Source organism: Mesorhizobium sp. M0296 (genome assembly GCF_040321675.1).
GTDB lineage: Bacteria > Pseudomonadota > Alphaproteobacteria > Rhizobiales > Rhizobiaceae > Mesorhizobium.
The window spans coordinates 169098-186688 of the sequence record NZ_JAMYRZ010000008.1; the positions used below are offsets into that span (position 1 = coordinate 169098).

General features: G+C 62.8%; 16 protein-coding genes. 7 read left to right on the plus strand and 9 right to left on the minus strand.

Annotated features, from left to right (window positions below; all coding sequences use genetic code 11):
• Positions 1 to 19: 19 nt before the first annotated feature.
• The 3 genes from NKI97_RS10885 to folE all read right to left on the minus strand — a co-directional run bounded on the left by NKI97_RS10885 (position 20) and on the right by folE (position 2219).
• Positions 20 to 991, minus strand: a complete 972-nt coding sequence (locus NKI97_RS10885; protein WP_023678882.1) for a patatin family protein — start codon at positions 989 to 991, stop codon at positions 20 to 22.
• Positions 992 to 1075: 84 nt separating this feature from the next.
• Positions 1076 to 1546, minus strand: coding sequence for a phosphoribosyl-AMP cyclohydrolase (gene hisI / locus NKI97_RS10890; RefSeq protein ID WP_352451357.1), 471 nt, complete (start codon positions 1544 to 1546; stop codon positions 1076 to 1078).
• 10 nt (positions 1547 to 1556) lie between these two features.
• Positions 1557 to 2219 (minus strand): GTP cyclohydrolase I FolE, encoded by a 663-nt coding sequence (gene folE / locus NKI97_RS10895; RefSeq protein ID WP_352451356.1) that lies wholly within the window; start codon positions 2217 to 2219, stop codon positions 1557 to 1559.
• 240 nt (positions 2220 to 2459) lie between these two features.
• On the opposite strand from folE, the gene NKI97_RS10900 reads away from it, so the two are divergent.
• Positions 2460 to 2906: an iron-sulfur cluster assembly scaffold protein gene (locus NKI97_RS10900; protein WP_352451355.1), complete on the plus strand. Its 447-nt coding sequence runs from the start codon at positions 2460 to 2462 to the stop codon at positions 2904 to 2906.
• On the opposite strand, the gene NKI97_RS10905 is transcribed toward NKI97_RS10900, so the two are convergent.
• The gene (locus NKI97_RS10905) at positions 2903 to 3817 is read right to left on the minus strand and encodes a LysR substrate-binding domain-containing protein (protein ID WP_352500847.1); all 915 of its coding nucleotides are present in this window, start codon (positions 3815 to 3817) and stop codon (positions 2903 to 2905) included. The two genes, NKI97_RS10900 and NKI97_RS10905, sit on opposite strands and share 4 nt — an antisense overlap.
• 338 nt (positions 3818 to 4155) lie before the next feature.
• Between NKI97_RS10905 and yidD the strand changes: the two genes are divergently transcribed.
• From yidD to thrS, 3 genes are all read left to right on the plus strand, one after another.
• The gene (gene yidD / locus NKI97_RS10910; protein ID WP_352451412.1) at positions 4156 to 4530 is read left to right on the plus strand and encodes a membrane protein insertion efficiency factor YidD; all 375 of its coding nucleotides are present in this window, start codon (positions 4156 to 4158) and stop codon (positions 4528 to 4530) included.
• Between the two features lie 146 nt (positions 4531 to 4676).
• Positions 4677 to 5492 carry a class D beta-lactamase gene (gene blaOXA, locus NKI97_RS10915; protein WP_352451353.1) on the plus strand — a complete coding sequence of 272 codons (816 nt, stop codon included), beginning with the start codon at positions 4677 to 4679 and terminating at the stop codon, positions 5490 to 5492.
• A 167-nt stretch (positions 5493 to 5659) separates the two neighbouring features.
• The gene (gene thrS, locus NKI97_RS10920; protein ID WP_352451352.1) at positions 5660 to 7633 is read left to right on the plus strand and encodes a threonine--tRNA ligase; all 1974 of its coding nucleotides are present in this window, start codon (positions 5660 to 5662) and stop codon (positions 7631 to 7633) included.
• A gap of 158 nt (positions 7634 to 7791) precedes the next feature.
• Here the strand turns inward: thrS and NKI97_RS10925 are convergent, their stop codons facing one another.
• Positions 7792 to 8757, minus strand: a complete 966-nt coding sequence (locus NKI97_RS10925; RefSeq protein WP_352704586.1) for an RgsD C-terminal domain-containing protein — start codon at positions 8755 to 8757, stop codon at positions 7792 to 7794.
• 156 nt (positions 8758 to 8913) lie between these two features.
• Here NKI97_RS10925 and NKI97_RS10930 point away from each other — a divergent pair, with 156 nt between their 5' ends.
• Positions 8914 to 9498, plus strand: coding sequence for a nitroreductase family protein (locus NKI97_RS10930; protein WP_352568828.1), 585 nt, complete (start codon positions 8914 to 8916; stop codon positions 9496 to 9498).
• Between the two features lie 21 nt (positions 9499 to 9519).
• Here NKI97_RS10930 and NKI97_RS10935 read toward each other — a convergent pair whose 3' ends face one another.
• Both NKI97_RS10935 and NKI97_RS10940 read right to left on the minus strand, forming a co-directional pair.
• Positions 9520 to 10401: an HpcH/HpaI aldolase/citrate lyase family protein gene (locus tag NKI97_RS10935; protein WP_352451350.1), complete on the minus strand. Its 882-nt coding sequence runs from the start codon at positions 10399 to 10401 to the stop codon at positions 9520 to 9522.
• Between the two features lie 3 nt (positions 10402 to 10404).
• A complete protein-coding gene (locus tag NKI97_RS10940) occupies positions 10405 to 10896 on the minus strand; it encodes a MaoC family dehydratase (RefSeq protein WP_502894930.1) in 492 nt (163 codons plus the stop codon).
• A 110-nt stretch (positions 10897 to 11006) separates the two neighbouring features.
• On the opposite strand from NKI97_RS10940, the gene NKI97_RS10945 reads away from it, so the two are divergent.
• Complete coding sequence (locus tag NKI97_RS10945; RefSeq protein WP_352451348.1) at positions 11007 to 12128, plus strand: DUF2336 domain-containing protein; 1122 nt, start codon at positions 11007 to 11009, stop codon at positions 12126 to 12128.
• On the opposite strand, the gene NKI97_RS10950 is transcribed toward NKI97_RS10945, so the two are convergent.
• Positions 12125 to 14008, minus strand: a complete 1884-nt coding sequence (locus NKI97_RS10950; protein WP_352834008.1) for an FUSC family protein — start codon at positions 14006 to 14008, stop codon at positions 12125 to 12127. The two genes, NKI97_RS10945 and NKI97_RS10950, sit on opposite strands and share 4 nt — an antisense overlap.
• Positions 14009 to 14050: 42 nt before the next feature.
• Positions 14051 to 16102 carry a DNA topoisomerase IV subunit B gene (gene parE, locus NKI97_RS10955; RefSeq protein WP_352737122.1) on the minus strand — a complete coding sequence of 684 codons (2052 nt, stop codon included), beginning with the start codon at positions 16100 to 16102 and terminating at the stop codon, positions 14051 to 14053.
• A 273-nt stretch (positions 16103 to 16375) separates the two neighbouring features.
• Here parE and NKI97_RS10960 point away from each other — a divergent pair, with 273 nt between their 5' ends.
• The gene (locus NKI97_RS10960; RefSeq protein WP_352744591.1) at positions 16376 to 17545 is read left to right on the plus strand and encodes a GGDEF domain-containing protein; all 1170 of its coding nucleotides are present in this window, start codon (positions 16376 to 16378) and stop codon (positions 17543 to 17545) included.
• Positions 17546 to 17591 lie beyond the last annotated feature (46 nt).

A 17591-nucleotide genomic window follows, 5' to 3' on the forward strand; every position in this document is an offset into this window, starting at 1 on the left:
GAGCTCGCTGCCGCCCTGCCTAAGCGAGGACGGTCTGCAGCCGGGTCAGGTCGCCGATCTGCGCCATCGTTGCCTGGTAGCCGATACGAATCGCTTCGTCGGCGCGGTGGAATTCGGTCAGGCCAATATGGCTGAGCTTCGGCTGCAGCGATATGTCCGGCGGATCGCCGGCCAGTCTGGCGCGCGAGATGCGGTCCTGGATGATGTTGAAGGCTTCGACCATCACGCCGGTAATGCCGAGCCGCGTCTCGCGCGACTGGCGTTCGGGATCGGCGTGGCCGGCCCTCGGCGCGTCTTTCTCGATGACCAGCTCGCCGGCATTGTGCTTGATCACAGCGGCGCGGCCGAACAGATCGTAGTGAAGGTTCACCGCAACCACGAGCGGCTGCTCGTAGGCGCGGCAGACCGAGACCGGCACCGGATTGACCAGTGCGCCATCAACCAGCACGCGCCCATTGCAGGCGACCGGCTCGAACACGCCGGGCAGCGCGTAGGAGGCGCGCATGGCGGTACTCAACGAGCCGCTCGACAGCCAGATTTCATGGCCGGTACGGATTTCGGAAGCGACGCAGACGAACGGTTTTGGCAGGTCCTCAAAGCGGATGCCGGCTATGTGCTCGCGCAGCCGCGCATCGAGCTTCATGCCACCGAACAGGCCGCTGCCGCGTAGATTGAGGTCGAGAAGGCCAAAAATGCGCCGCCTGGTCAGGCTGCGCGCGAATTCTTCCAGCTCGTCAAGCTTGCCGGCAACATAGCAGCCGCCGACCAGCGCGCCGATCGAGGTGCCGGCGATCATCGACACTTCGATGCCGGCTTCGTCAAGCGCGCGCAGCACGCCGATATGCGCCCAGCCGCGCGCACAGCCGCCGCCCAATGCCAGCGAAATCCCTGTTTTGCCCGGAGATTTGGTTTCGGATGCGCCCGCGGCCGAGGAGAGGCCATTGGCCTCCCGAACGTCAGGTCTGTTGCGCAATGACGCCCAGTCGAGCATCACAATCTCCCTTGTCCCACGGTCATCCTATAGGCGGGCCGTATCGAAATCATGAATATACGTGGCTGAAGTGCTGCGAATGGTTCATATTGATGGTGTATTGGGCTTTCGATACGTTTTTTCCGCATCGAACAGCGGCTTGCTGCCGTCGCTGGCAAGCGTCCCTTTGCCATCGCTCAGCCCCACCGTCCGATAAAAGCATGAACGTCGGCCGGTGTGACAAGTTGCTTGGTGACCCAGCACTTTGACGCGCAACCATATCGCGTCCTGGTCACAATCCGTGAGCATCTCGACAACCTGCTGGACATTGCCCGAGGTTTCGCCCTTCTTCCACAGCGCGTTGCGCGAACGCGACCAGTAGTGCGCGATGCCGGTCTCGAGCGTCAGCGCCAGCGCCTCGGCATTCATGTGCGCGACCATCAGCAGCACGCCGTCTTCGGCATCGGTGACCACGACAGTGACGAGGCCGGCAGCATCGAAGCGCGGTGAAAGGACCGCGCCTTCCTCGAGTGCCTTCTTGTCTGTTGGAGCTTTCGGGAATTCCAATGCCGACATTCGCCGGTCCTTATTTAACCAAGGTGGGGCGGGTCTGATCAGTTTCGCCGCCGCGCACCATGGTGACGAAGCGGACCTGCTCTTCGGGTGTATCCTTGAAGACGCCGGTGAAGGTCGAGGTCAGCGTGGTGGAGCCCTGCTTGCGAATACCGCGCATGGCCATGCACATATGCTCGGCCTCAAGCATAACGGCGACGCCGCGCGGATTGAGCACGTCCTGGATGACCCCGGCAATCTGCGCCGTCATCGCTTCCTGGGTCTGCAGGCGGTGAGCGAAGATGTCGACGACGCGGGCGATCTTGGATAGGCCGACGACCTTGCCGTCCGGCAGATAGCCGACATGCGCCTTGCCGATGATCGGCACCATGTGGTGCTCGCAATGCGAGTGGAACGTGATGTCCTTGACGATCACGAGGTCGTCATAGCCGGCGACTTCCTCGAAGGTGCGGCCAAGTTCCTCGGCTGGGCACATATCATAACCGTTGAACATTTCGCGGAACGCCTTGGTGACGCGCTTCGGTGTGTCGATCAGACCCTCGCGGTCAGGGTTGTCGCCGGTCCAGCGCAGCAAGGTGCGCACCGCGGCTTCGACTTCGGCCTCGCTTGGCCGGTCGGTGACCGGCTTTTCCATATAGGCCGACTGCGGCATGAGTTTCTTGATAACGGCGTCCATAAAGGCGTCTCCCGTAGTTCCTCTCTTAGGAGGAACGAGTTGAACGGACCACGACCTTTCGGGTGTTAGAAACTCGCCCGGTTTCCAGCCCGTAAGTGGCGTGAACAGATTTGGGCATGACGAGGTTTGTGGTCGCCTTGTCGATACCCGACTACTGCCATTATATATGTTCGTGCCGAGCGAAAGGAAGACGCCAGAGCGGCAATCGCTGTTCGCTAGGCGGCGACGGATTGGAAAAATATGATCGACGATGTCTACAATGCGGAAATTCTGGGTTTTGCCGGAAATATCGCACGGATCGGCCGGCTCGACCGGCCCGATGCAACCGCACGAGCACATTCCAAACTGTGTGGCTCGACGGTGACCGTCGATCTGAAGATGGATGACGGCGTCGTCAGCGATTTCGCGCATGACGTGAAAGCCTGTGCGCTTGGCCAGGCGTCGTCTTCGATCATGGCGCAGCATGTCGTCGGCGCCAGTGCAGAAGAATTGCGCAGCGTGCGCGAGACGATGCTGAAGATGCTGAAGGAAAATGGCCCGCCGCCCGAAGGCCGCTTCGCCGACCTGAAATACCTGGAGCCGGTGCGCGACTATAAGGCGCGCCACGCCTCGACCATGCTGACCTTCGACGCAGTGGTCGACGCGATCGGCCAGATCGAAAAGAAGCGGGCGGAAGAGGCAGCTTAAACCTTGGCGAGAAAACGCCGGCTTTCGGCGAATTCCGCCCGGACCCAGTCGGCAAAAGCCCTGGCTGGCTCGGAAAGGTCATTCAGCCTTCTGGCCACTAGCCAATAGGCGCCCGACGCGACGTCGATGTCGAAAGGCTTGATCAGCGCGCCGGACGCAAGTTCTTCGCCGATCTGCAAAAGATCGCCCAGCGCGACACCATGTCCAAGCAAGGCTGCCTGCTTCGAAAGCGAAGCATCGGCCAGCATCGGGCCGCGCGCAGGCACGGCATCAGCCGTCACGCCCGCCGCTTCGAACCAGCGCGCCCAAGCCTGACGGTTTTCTTCGTGCAGCAATGTATAGCGACCAAGGTCGATCGGCTTTTCCAGAGCTGGGCCGGATGCAAGAAGTGCCGGCGACAGGACTGGGGAATCGACGACCGCGGCAAGCTGTTCGGCTTCGCTGCGTGGCCATGAGGTGGCGTGCGCACTGAAACGCAGGGCAAGTTCGGGCTGATCGCTGCGAAACTCTATCAATCTCGGGTCGACCTCAAGGGAAACGTCGATGTCGGGTCGCAACTCGCGAAAGCGGTTGAGCCGCGGCACCAGCCATACGGATGCAAGTGATGGCTCGACGCTGACACGCACCACGGACTGCGTCGGGGCCGCCGTCAATTCCGAAAGCAGCCTGTCGATGCCCTCGAAACTTCTGACCAACTGGTCGAGCAGCCGCTGGCCGGTGTCGGTCAACTCGACGCGGCGATGATGGCGGAAGAACAAAGGTTGGCGCAGGAAGGTTTCGAGCTCGCGGATCTGTCGGCTGATCGCCGCCTGCGAAACATAAAGCTCCTCGGCCGCACGGCTGAAGCTCAGGTGACGACCGGCTGCTTCGAAGCTTCTGAGAGCCGTCAGGGGGAGGTGTCCGCGCTTCATTCGCATAACTCAGAGTTATCTGACGTGGACGTTATACTCGTTTGAAGAGCAAGGCCAGCGGCGCTCTAATCGGTGCTCAAGGAGTGCCGCCATGATCCAGTTTCTCAACATTCTGGGCGATGTGATGCGGATCGCGACGTTTCAATGGTACGACGAGAAACCGCATAGGGATTGGTGCGAGGAGAGGCCGCCGACCAGCGTCGCCGTATGCCGAAGGCCGACGCCCGACCGCTATCCGGTTCGCCCTACCAGGCCATGACGGGATTGCCGGAACGGCATTGCGTTCCTGGCCCGATGCGCACATCTATCGCGTAGGGAAACGCGATGTGGAGACTGCGGTGGTCGGCCAACATCGGCATGCGCACGGCGCCAGGCCGATTCGACAAGGACGCAACTGGTCCGGCCCGTGGCGCAAGACGCCGGGCCGCGTCTTCGGCACGTCGCTTGTCCGACTTTACCAGCTGACGCTGTCCGGCTTCGTCGGCAATTCCTGCCGGCATCTGCCGACCTGTTCCGAATACGCGTACGAAGCGATCGCCCGCCACGGGCTGTGGGCCGGCGGCTGGATGGGGTTTTTCCGGGTGCTGCGCTGCGGACCGTTCGGCACGCACGGCATCGACCGGGTGCCTGAGGCACTGGCTGATCGCTACCTCTGGTTCACGCCATGGCGGTACTGGCGGATCGGGAAAAAACGTGGCGACCTGGACAGTTGACCGCAACTGTGCGGTGCACAAAGGGATCGCTTTTTACGATCTGGTAGGGTTAACCGCAGCTTGCGCTGACATAGCGCATTTGAGACAAAATCGAGACAAGACACCTCGCTAAGCCGCTCCTGACACCCTTCAGGAGAGATTACCAAATGCGCCGGATAGATCGTCGTCCCTTCATTTTCGCCGTGGTTCTCTACGTCCTGGCGTGGCTGATGGGTTTTCCGATCCGTGCGCAATCGGCGCCGCTCGGGGACGTCGAATGCACGCTGATCGTCGACGCCGCAAGCGGCGAGACGCTGTATCGCCAAGGGACCTGTGATCAGCGCTTCAGCCCCGCCTCGACATTCAAGGTTCCGCTGGCGCTGATCGGCTATGATGCTGGAATCCTGAGCGACGAGCATACGCCAAGCTGGGAGTACAAGGCAGAGTTCAATGCCCCGAAACGGGACCGCAAGACCGTCGACCCGACGATCTGGGAAAGGGATTCGGTCCTTTGGTTCTCACGCGAGATTACGCGCCGGCTCGGCAGCAAACAGTTTGCCGGCTATGTGTCCAGATTGGACTATGGCAACACCGAAGTCTCCGGCACTGCCGGCAAGAATGACGGCCTCACCCATTCCTGGGTGAATTCTTCGCTCAAGATATCGCCGGTCGAGCAGGTCGATTTCCTGCGCAAGCTGCTGGCGCGAAAACTGCCGGTTTCGGACAAGGCCCATGCGATGACCAGCGCGATTGTCCCGACCTTCCGGGCAGGCGGCTGGACGGTGCAGGGCAAGACTGGAACGACCAGGCTCGGCGACAGCGCCGACAAGCGCTCGCTCGGCTGGTTTGTCGGCTGGGCGCAGACCGATACCCGCAAGATCGTCTTTGCCCGCCTGGTAGTCGATACGAAACATTCCGACACGCCAAAGGGGCTCAAGACGCGGGCGATGTTCCTGAAAGATATGCCGAATCTCCTCAGGTGACCTACATCCGGCTTTACGGCGCCGAAAACTGCCCATAAAAGACCGCTCGCCGCCGGACGCATCCGGCTCTTACTGATGCATGTCGTAGCCCCAAAACCGCTAAGCAGTCTTGGGCGACATGCATTTCACCACCCGCGCTCGTTTGCGGGACTGGATAGGAGAATCTTATGCTGAATTCCGTTTCCCTGACATTTCCCGATGGTTCCGTTCGCGATTACGACGCGGCGATGACCGGCGCCGGCCTGGCGGAATCGATCTCGAAGTCGCTGGCCAAGAAGGCCGTTGCCTATTCGATCGACGGCACGCTGCGCGATCTTTCCGACCGGATCGGCAAGTCCGGCAAGGTCGAGATCATCACCCGCGAGGACCCGCGTGCGCTGGAGCTCATCCGCCACGATGCAGCCCATGTGCTGGCCGAAGCCGTGCAGGAACTTTGGCCGGGAACGCAGGTGACCATCGGGCCGGTGATCGAAAACGGGTTCTACTACGATTTTGCCCGCAACGAGCCGTTCACGCCCGACGATTTCCCGGTGATCGAGAAGAAGATGCGCGAGATCATTGCGCGCAACAAGCCGTTCACCAAAGAGGTCTGGTCGCGCGAAAAGGCGAAAAGGATCTTTGCCGACAAGGGCGAGCGCTACAAGCTCGAGTTGATCGACGCCATCCCCGAGGATCAGGACCTCAAGATCTATGCACAGGGCGACTGGTTCGACCTCTGCCGTGGCCCGCATATGGCCGCGACCGGCCAGATCGGCAGCGCCTTCAAGCTGATGAAGGTCGCCGGCGCCTATTGGCGCGGCGATTCGAACAATCCGATGCTGACCCGCATCTACGGCACGGCCTGGGCCGACCAGGCGCAGCTCGAAGCCTATCAGACGATGCTGGACGAGGCGGAGAAGCGCGACCACAGGAAGCTCGGCCGTGAGATGGACCTGTTCCACTTCCAGGAGGAGGGCCCCGGGGTCGTGTTCTGGCACGCCAAGGGCTGGAGGATGTTCCAGAACCTGGTCAATTACATGCGTCGCCGCCTCGACGAGCAGGGCTATCAGGAGGTCAACGCGCCGCAGGTGCTCGACAAGAGCCTGTGGGAGACGTCAGGCCACTGGGGCTGGTACCGGGACAACATGTTCAAGGTGACGGTTGCTGGCGACGACACCGACGACGACCGGGTGTTTGCGCTGAAGCCGATGAACTGCCCCGGTCACGTCCAAATCTTCAAGCACGGGCTGAAATCCTACCGCGATCTGCCGGTAAAACTTGCGGAATTCGGCAATGTGCATCGCTATGAGCCGTCCGGCGCGCTGCACGGGCTGATGCGCGTGCGCGGCTTTACCCAGGACGATGCGCACATCTTCTGCACCGAGGAACAGCTCGCCGACGAGTGCATCAAGATCAACGATCTGATCCTGTCGACGTATGCCGATTTCGGCTTCGACGAAATCACCGTCAAGCTGGCGACCCGCCCCGAAAAACGGGTCGGCACCGACGCGATGTGGGATCATGCCGAGGGCGTGCTGCAGGACGTGCTCGACAAGATCGCGGCGCGGTCGGGCAACCGGATCAAGACGGGCGTCAATCCGGGTGAGGGCACGTTCTACGGGCCGAAGTTCGAATATGTGCTGAAGGACGCCATCGGCCGCGACTGGCAATGCGGCACCACGCAGGTTGATTTCAACTTGCCGGAACGGTTCGGCGCCTTCTACATCGGCTCGGATTCGGAAAAGAAGCAGCCGGTGATGGTGCATCGCGCCATCTGCGGCTCGATGGAGCGTTTTCTCGGCATCCTGATCGAGAATTATTCCGGCCATTTCCCGCTCTGGTTCGCGCCGCTGCAGGTGGTGGTGGCGACGATCACTTCCGATGCCGACGATTACGCCCAAAAGGTCGTTGCACAGCTGAAGGCGGCGGGGCTGATCGCCGAAGCCGATCTGCGCAACGAGAAGATCAACTACAAGGTCCGCGAGCATTCGCTGGCCAAGGTCCCGGTCATCCTCGTCTGTGGCAAGCGCGAGGCCGAGGAAGAAGCGGTCAATATCCGTCGTCTCGGTTCGCGCGACCAGGAATCGCTCGGCCTCGCAGCCGCCGTGAAGCTGCTTGCCGATGAGGCGGTGACACCCGACCGCAAGCGCCGCGCGGCCTGAACCAGCCGACCAGCAACGAATGGCGGTGGAGCGATCCACCGCCATTTTTATATTTTATATGCCTGTCACGCCGCGCGCCTATCTGGCAAATCGATCGACGTGCGCGTCGGCGACGCGCTGGCGCGACGCATGCGCAAGGCAGCTTAGAGGGGCGCGCCTCAGTCGGCGCCTTCCTCGGAATCGATGGCCGAAGCCTCGGTGGCCAGAACCTCGATGTCCTGGTTGTGCCCAGCCACCACCGTAAAATCCTTCTGGTAGATGCGGTCGCGGTTCTTGGCGATGATGGTGTAGTCGCCCTCGGCCAGCACCATCGAGGCAAAGGCGCCGACAGTTTCCTTGATCGGATCGCCGGATTCGTTGAGCAGGGACCAGGAGGTGTCGGCGATCGCCTCGCCGCCTGGTTCGCGCACCAGCTTCATGGTCATTTCGGCGGCACGGTGCTCGACGGTCGCTTCGGTCAGCTTGCCGGCCTCGACGCGGATGTCGGAGCGGATGACCGCGTTCACCGCGCCATAGGTCGACACGACGTGGTAGGTGCCGGCATTGAGCCGCACGACGCTGTTCGGCTCGACATCGGGTATGATCAGGGCGCGATCGCCATCGGCCGCGGCGTGGCTCTCATAGATCGAGAAGCGCAGCTTCTTCGGCGGTATGCGTACCCCGCCGGACAGCACGGCATCGAGCTTGAGGCCGCCGGCATCGAGCACGAGGCTCTCGCGCTTGGCTTCCTTGCCGACGGTGATGCGCTTGGTGGCGCCGGCCCGCCCGTAGGAGGCGTGGACCAGATACGAACCCGGCTCGAGCTGGAATATGGCGGTGCCGCCATGAGAGGAGGCGACCATCGGCAGCTTGCCGTCGCTGGCCGATTCGGGTTTGAAGACGCGCCAGACGATGCCGCGCGTGATGTCGGCGCCCTTGTCGGTCAATTGCGCCGACAGCGTGATCGCCCCGCTGCTGCCCAATGCCAGCGATGTCTCGCTTTTCGGAGGCGCATAGCCCGAAATTCCGGGAAGCTTCAGCTCGCCGAGGCCGTCCACATCCTGGGCGACGGCAAGCGAAACCGGCACCATCAACAGTGCGGCAGCGAGCCATATCAGGAAAAGACGCAATGTCCCCTCAAACATGCCTTGCGTTGAAGCCCAAGGCGGTGGCAATTTCAAGGCTTAAGAGTCCGGTCGGCTTCTGCTACAGGGCTCTTTGTCCGGCGCGCCGCGCCAATGCCCAAGCCGCCCGATGTCCCGATGGTGCGCTTCAGCTCAAATTCCAGGAGACTTGCGCCCATGGCGTCGCCGATCATCGATCTTCTGCTGACCCGAAATTCCGCGCCGATCCCGGATTTGAAAGAACCGGCACCGGGCGATGCGGAGATCGCGACGATGATCGCCGCCGCCTCGCGGGTGCCGGACCATGGCCGGCTGGAGCCTTGGCGTTTCATCCTCTATCGCGGCGAGGCCCGTATCGAGATCGGCAAGAAGCTGGCAGAACTTGCCGAACAGCGCGAAGGGCCGCTGCCGGAAGGCCGGCGCAACCAGGAATTGGCGCGCTTTTCGCGGGCACCGCTGGTCATCGGCGTGATTTCTATCCCTAGGGAAAATCCAAAGATCCCGCAATGGGAGATGTTCCTGTCCGGCGGCATGGCGGCGATGAACCTGATGCTTGCCGCCAATGCGCTGGGCTACGGCACCAACATGATCAGCAACTGGTATTCCGACGTGCCCGAGGGCAGGGCGATCCTCGGCCTGGCGCCGCATGAGCGGGTCGTCGGCTTCGTCCATATCGGCTCCTACCAGGGGCCAGCACCGGAACGACCGCGGCCCGATCCGGCAAAGCTCTATGCCGACTATTCAGGGCCGTGGGTGGGATAATTTCGGCGCGGAACAGACCCCCTAAGGATCAAGCTCCGATGCCTTGGCTCGCGCCAGGAGCCGCTCTGCGAGCTTGAGATGCGGCCGGTCGTACATCTTGCCATCCATGCCAACGACGCCGGGATTTCCTGCCGCCTCGAACGCCTCGACGATCGCCAGGGCGCTTTTCACCGCTTGCGCCGAAGGCGTGAAGGCGGCGTTGATGACCGGTACCTGCGCCGGATGGATCGCCATCTTGCCGGTGAAACCGTCGCGCTCGGCCTCGGCGCATTCGGCCTCGAAGCCGGCCATGTCGCGAAAATCCGGAAAGACGGTGTCGATTGCCGCGACTTCCGCGGCACTTGCGGCAAGCATGGTCATGGTGCGGGCGAGGCGGAACACATCCGTGTAGCGGCCATTCGCGTCGCGCGTCGCGCGCGCGCCAATCGCCGCCGACAGATCTTCCGCCCCCCAGGTGACGCCGACAAGCCGCGCGCTTGCACGGGCGTAGGTCGCTGCGGCCAAGACGCCTGCGGCCGTTTCGGTGATGATCGGCAGGATCCTTATCGCGCCATCCGGCAGGCCGCCTTCGGCTTCGTGCACCCTGAGCTTGGCCGAGAGATGCTGGACATCCAGTCCGCTGTTCGACTTAGGCAGCATGATGCCGTCTGGTTTCACCGGCACGAGCGCCGCCAGATCGTCGTCGGTCAGTCCGGTCGAAAGATCGTTGACGCGCACATAGATCGCGGAGCTGGTCCGGTGCCTGTGCTCGGCGATAAAACGCGCCGCTGTGTCGCGCGCCAACCCCTTGTTCTGCGCGGCAATCGAATCCTCGAGGTCGACGATGACCACGTCGGCGCCTACGCCAAAGCCCTTCTCCAGCTTCTTTTCCGAATCGCCAGGAACGAAGAGCAGAGAACGCATCGGCTATGCCTTTTTCATCATCATGGCTTGCCTCGTGCATTTGGCAACCAGCACATCGTTCTGGTTATAGGCGCGGTGCTCGAACTCGACGATACCGCGGTCCGGTTTCGACCTGGAATCGCGCACCGAAACCACCGTGGTCTCGACGCGAATGGTGTCGCCGTGGAAGACGGGGTGCGGAAACACTGTCTCCTTCATGCCGAGATTGGCGATGGTGGTGCCGACGGTGATGTCATTGACCGAGATGCCGATCATCAGGCCAAGCGTGAACAGCGAATTGACCAGCGGCTTGCCCCATTCGCTCTTCGCCGCGAAGTCGAAGTCGATGTGCAGCGGCTGCGGGTTCAGCGTCATCACCGAAAACAGCATATTGTCGCTTTCGGTCACGGTCTTGCGCAGCGTGTGCTTGAACACATGGCCGAGAACGAACTCCTCAAGGTAAAGTCCGGCCATTGTCGATCTCCTCCGCTGCTTAAGGGTTGATAGGCGTTGCATACCGGGCTCGCAAGCCAGTTAACGAACATGGTGAACCGTTCGTAAACCATTTGTGCCTACGGTCTCCGCCAGGGTCAGAAGCGTTCTGGCAAGGGGCGTAAGCAGGCGACATGGTCGTTTCGCATTTCCTGAAATGGATCCATACGGCGAAGGTGTCGGAGCGTGCTGCGGCGGCAAGCGCGCTGGCTCGCGCCTATGTCGACTCGGAGCTGCCTTTCGAGGACCGCTGCGCTGCCGAGGCGGCGCTGACGTTGCTGCTCGATGACGTATCGTCGAAGGTGCGGGCGGCGATCGCCGACGCGCTTTCCATGAGCCATCATGCGCCGCCGCAGATCGTCAGCGCGCTGGCCTCGGACCAGCCGGAAGTCGCAGCCTTGGTGCTGGCGCGCTCGCCGCTGCTCACCGATGCCGACCTGATCGATCGGGTTGCCGGCGGCCAGAAGGCGACGCAGAAGGTGATCGCCGACCGGCCACGCGTCTCGATGTCGGTTGCGGCGGCGATCGCCGAGATCGGCGAGCCGGAAGCCTGCGCCACGCTGCTCGCCAACAGCGGCGCCGACATCGCATCCGTCAGCTTTCGCCGCATGGCCGAGCGGCACGGCCATCTGCCTCTGGTGCGCGAGGCGCTGATCGCCGACACCCGGCTGCCCGCCGATTGCCGGCATACGCTGCTGGTCAAGCTCGGGGAGATGCTCAAGGGGTCGCCGCTGGTGCTGGCGCTGATGGGCGCCGCCAGGGCCGAGCGCGTCACGCGCGATGCTTGCATCAAGGCTTCGGTGACGCTGATCGAAGGCACGCGGACAGAGGAACATACCGCACTTGTCGAACATCTGCGCCTGCGCGGCGACCTGACCGCAAGCTTCGTCGTCCGCACCATTGCGCACGGCAAGGTCGACTTCTTTGGTTCGGCGCTGGTCGCGCTCAGCCAACAGTCCGAACAACGGGTGAGAGCACTGCTGGCCGGCGGGCATGACATAGCGTTGCAGGCACTGTTCCGCAGCGCCGGGCTTGCCGCCGCCACCCACGCCATCATTCTGCGCGCGCTGAAGGTCTGGCGCGAGGTCGCCAATGGCAAACGCCTCGCCGGCGTCCAGGAAGTCAGCTGGCTGATGCTGAAGGAATTGGGCGGACAGTCCGCAGAAGGCGATCTCGCCGGGCTGGTCAAATCGATCCATCTCGACGCGCTGCGCGAGAACGCACGCGGGCACGCGCTGGCGATCGCTGCTGCCTAAACCCGGTCCTTCGCGAAAAAATCCGGAAAATCCTCGATCGCGGCGGCAATGATGCGCAGCGAAGCGGCGATCTGCAGCATTTCGGCCGCGACGCTGCGCTCCGCGATGCCTGCTGCATACTGCCTGGCGACTGCGACGGTCGCCGTCTGCGGCTCGCCGGGCCGCCTGAACAGCAGCTCGCGTGCCAGACCGCGCAGGAAATTGGCGATGGAAAGTGCTGTTTCAGGCGGGATCGCGGAACTTTGCTGCGCGTTGCGCAGCCGTAGGATTTCGAGGCCGACGGTAACCGCAGCTATGCCGCCGCCGAGAACCGCGTCGCCTTTCTTGCCGGCGTTCTGCAGCAGTGGCATCAACTGGTTGATCCGGTCGTAGGCAAGGCTTTCGAAGGCCGATCGCCGCGGCAGGCGGTCGTGCAGGCAAAGGCGTGCAAGATCTTCGCGCATGGTTTGCAGGATGCGGTTGACTGTAACCCAGGGGTCGGCGGGCAGCACGACGGCGAAGACGCCGATCGCCAGAAGAATGCCGACAAGGACCGCTGCCGAATTGGCGAAGAACGGCTCCGGATCGTAGGTCATGACCTGATGTGGGCTGAGGAAGGCGAGGAAATTGATCGCAAAGGCCGTTGCCACGCCGACGTAGCGCGGATTGGCCATGGCCAGTGCCGCTGGCACCAGGATCGGCACGACAAAGACCATGAACCATCCGAAGCCCGGCAAAGCCGGAAGCGCCAACTGGCCGATGAGAAACGCAAAGGGCAGGGCGAGCAACGTGCCCTCGAAGAAGTTCCATGCCGACCGGATCGGATCGGCGCGCGCGGCGAACAGGCTGGAGACAACGGCGACCAGAATGACCGTGCCGGTCGCGTCCGACCATTTCGTCGCCAGCCAGAAGCCGGCGACCAGGAGCGTGGCGATTGCCGCGCGCACGGCATTGCGCGATGCCGCACGCTGCCGTGCCTTGCCGGCGATTGCGTCGAGCCGCGCCACCCAGGGCGCCGTATCGTCCAGTGCGCCCGGCTTGGCTACCAGTTCGCCGACAACGGCCTGCAACTCGGCGCGAACGGGGATGAGGGCTGCATTCTTCGGCGCGGCGTGGGCATGCAGCGCACGCGCCGCTGACAGGGCCGACAGAAGCTGGCCGATGGTACGCCGGACCGGATAGGCGCGGGTGGCGAGGCTCGGCCCCTCCAGCCTTGCGTAGGTGCGCATCTCGCCGAGCGTTTGGACGTCGCCGATCAGCTTGCGGTGCAGCCCGGCAAGCTTTTCCGCATCGCCGCCGGAAAAAGCGCCGTCCGCATAGGCCGCCAGGTCGAGAATGCTGCGTTTCAGTCTTGAGATGATGGCGTCGGCGGCCAGTTTCGGCAGGATCAGACGGCTGCTCAGCGCGGCGCAAATGATGCCAAGCACGATTTCCGCGCAGCGCGCCACGGCGAGATCGATGACGAGGTGCGGCTGGCCGAAAGCCGGCAGGCCGATGATCATCGCGGTGTAGCCGGCAAGCGCCGCGCCATAGGCTTCCGGATTGCGTAGCAGCGACGAGACCAGCGAGCAGATGCCGATCCAGACGGCAAGAACTGCAACCAGCAACCACGGGTTGGCATCGAAAACAGTGGTAATGCCGATCGCAGCCAGCGCGCCGGCAAGCGTGCCGAGGAGACGATAAAACCCCTTCGCCAGCACCATGCCGGCGACCGGCTGTGCGACGATGAACACCGTCATCATCGCCCATTGCGGGTGGTCGAGCTTCAGCGCATAGGCGGCCAATATCGCGATGAGGCCGGCCGAAACGGTGCGCAGGGCAAAGATCCAGTCCGAGCGCGTCGGCCGCGTCAGGCCAGCGATCCGCGTGCCGATATCGTCCTTCAGCCGCGCCCAGGTCAAGTGCTCGTCTCCAGCTCAGAAGGCCAAGCTAGCGGCGGGAGCTCAGATATCCAGCACTTCCGTCTCGGCGAATTCCGCGCGTTCCTGGATGAACCGGAAACGGGCCTCGGGCTTGGTCCCCATCAATGCGTCGACCGCATCCTTGGTCGCCGCCTCGGCATCGATAACGTCGACCCGCAGCAGCGTGCGCTTTTTCGGGTCCATGGTGGTTTCCTTGAGCTGGGCGGCCATCATTTCGCCCAGCCCCTTGAAGCGGCCGATTTCGACCTTGCCGCGCCCGGTGAATTCGGTGCGCAGGAGTTCGTCCTTGTGCGCGTCGTCGCGGGCATAGGCGACCTTGCCGCCTTGCCGGATCGAATAAAGCGGCGGCACCGCCAGATAGAGATGGCCGCCGCGGACCAGGCTTGGCATCTCCTGGTAGAAAAAGGTGATCAGCAGCGAGGCGATATGGGCGCCGTCGACGTCGGCATCGGTCATGATGATGACCCGGTCGTAACGCAGGTCCTCGTCGCGATATCTCGAGCGCGTGCCGCAGCCAAGCGCCTGGATGAGGTCGGATATCTGCTGGTTGGCGGCAAGCTTGTCGTTGCCGGCGCTGGCGACGTTGAGGATCTTGCCGCGCAGAGGCAGCACCGCCTGGCTGGCGCGGTCGCGCGCCTGCTTTGCCGAACCGCCGGCCGAATCGCCCTCGACGATGAACAGCTCGGCACCGGCGGCGGCATTCTGCGTGCAGTCGGCGAGCTTGCCGGGCAGGCGCAGCTTGCGCACCGCACTCTTGCGCGACACTTCCTTTTCCTGGCGGCGGCGCACCCGCTCGTCGGCGCGCGCGATCACCCATTCGAGCAGTTTCGAAGCTTCCTGCGGATTGTCGGCCAGCCAATGGTCGAACGGGTCGCGGATAGCGCTTTCGACGATGCGGATCGCCTCGATCGTCGCCAACCTGTCCTTGGTCTGGCCGACGAATTCCGGTTCGCGGATGAACACCGACAGCATGCCCGCCGCCGAGATCATCACATCCTCGGAAGTGACGATCGAGGCGCGCTTGTTGCCGACCAGGTCGGCATAAGCGCGCAAGCCGCGCGTCAGGACGTTGCGGAAGCCGGCCTCATGCGTGCCGCCCTCCGCGGTCGGGATGGTGTTGCAATAGGAATTGATAAAACCGTCGCCGCCGAACCAGGTCACCGCCCATTCGAGCGAACCGTGGCCGCCCTGCTTCTCGCTCTTGCCGGCAAACATTTCACGGGTCACCTGGAATTCGTCGCCGAGCGAGGCTTTCAGATAGTCCTTGAGGCCGCCCGGAAAATGGAATTCTGCCTTGGCCGGCGTCGTGTCCTTTTCCTTGATCAGCGACGGATCGCAGGTCCAGCGGATTTCGACACCGCCGAACAGATAGGCCTTTGACCGCGCCATGCGGTAGAGCCGCGCAGGCTCGAAAGCAGCACCCTTGCCGAAAATCTGCTCGTCTGGATGGAAGCGGATCTTCGTGCCGCGGCGGTTGTGCACCTCGCCGAGCTGCTCCAGGCCGGTCACCGGAACGCCTCGCGAGAAGCGCTGGCGATAGAGCTTGCGCCCAATCGCGACCTCGACCTCGAGATGGTCGGACAGCGCGTTGACCACGGAAACGCCGACACCGTGCAGGCCGCCGGACGTCTCGTAAACCTTGCTGTCGAACTTGCCGCCTGAATGCAGCGTCGTCATGATGAGTTCGAGCGCCGGCTTCTTGAATTTCGGGTGCGGATCGACCGGAATGCCGCGACCGTTGTCGGTTACGGACAGGTATCCGTCGGCGGAAAGCTCGACATCGATGAAGGTCGCATGGCCGGCGACCGCCTCGTCCATCGAATTGTCGATGACCTCGGCGAACAGATGGTGCATCGCCTTGTCGTCGGTGCCGCCAATGTACATGCCCGGGCGGCGGCGCACCGGCTCCAGCCCCTCCAGCACTTCGATATCGGCGGCACTGTAGCTCTCGCTGGCGTCGCGGGGCGCCGGCCGCTTCGCCGCCTGCACCAGCGGGTCGGCCGGGCGCGCGGCGGCGCGAGCCGGTTGCGGCTGCTTGTCCAATTTGGCGAAAAGATCGTTATTGTCGTCCATGCCGGTCCTGGATTCCGATGCTGCGAATCACCACCCGATACTGCCACGCTTTTCGCGGGCAGGCGACGGAGGTTCCTGTTACGTTCGAGGATAGAGCCTCTTACTGCAAAACCATTCGACAGCCAAGCGGCGGAAATGGGGTCGAAGCTTGGGGCATCGACGCTTTGTAAACCTTGTCCGAAGGTTACGCCGCAAGGTTGGCTGAAAAACGATATCCGCGAACTCTCGCTGACCTAGAATGCAGTGGAACCCTCAAGAGGCTGTCGCTTAAGCATGTTGGATTACAGTTCGCTTCTGCTCGCGGCGGCGCTGTCGGGCACGTGCCTTAGCATCACCATGTTTGCGATCTGGTTCAGCGCGCCACAGGCACGCTTTGTGCTGACGGTGGCCTGCGGCATCCTCGTGCTGGTCGCACATGTCGTGTTGTTTTGGCATTACGCAAGAGATCCAAGCCCCTGGCTTTGCCAGATCGTGCTTGCGCTTCTCAGCCTCGGTTTCCTGATTATCTGCCTGTCGGCTATGCAATATCTCGGCATAGGCGACTACAGGCGAGCCATCTTGCCGACCTTGGTTGCGATGGCTGTTTGCGCGGGCGCGACGTATCTCGGGTTTGATGGTGTCGGCATTATTGTCACCTACGCGACGGTAACGGCGCTGCTCTCGCTCATCGGGGCGATGTTCTGGATTGAGGGTGGTCACGATCGCCGGATATTGCTGGTCGTCTCGTTCCTGAGCGGCGTCTGTGCGCTGTCGTTCGGACTTTGCGGCGCGGTCCTGCTGGTCACGGGCCAATGGGTGCTGGGTGTTGCGCCCGACAATTGGGCCGAGCGGGTGAATTCCGTCGTGGCCGTCGCCTGCATGACCGGGCTCGGCGCATTGACGCTCTCCCTGCACCATTTGCAGGCGCAGATCGAACTGAAGGCCGAGACGATGACCGATCCATTGACCGGGCTGATGAATCGGCGGGCGTTGACGGCACTCTACGGCGAGCGGGTCTTCGGTCCGTTCATGTCCGTCGCCATGTTCGACCTCGACCATTTCAAGAGGACGAACGACGTATTCGGTCACCCGGTCGGCGACCAGGTCCTGCGCTGCTTCGCCGGCGTCATCAGGAAGTACGCCAGAACCGGCGTCGACGCCTTCCGGTTGGGCGGCGAGGAATTCGTGCTCGTCATGTCGCGGATGACGGAAGAGAAGGCCTATGACATTGCGAGCAAGATCAGCGTCGCCTTCGGCACGGAAGTCGTGGCCACCCAGCTCGGTCCGTTGCGAAGCACAGTCAGCGGCGGCATCGGCTTTGGCGGAACAAACGGCACCGGTCTCGACGATGTGCTGGCCGAAGCCGACGCAGCACTCTATGCGGCAAAGCGCGCCGGGAGAAATCGCGTCGTCGTCCGGGACCGGGCGAGCAAGGCCGACGGGCCGGCCTTGCGTTCTGCCTGATTGAGGTTTCTATCTTCTTGTTAGACCCACGATCTTGTCCGAAAAC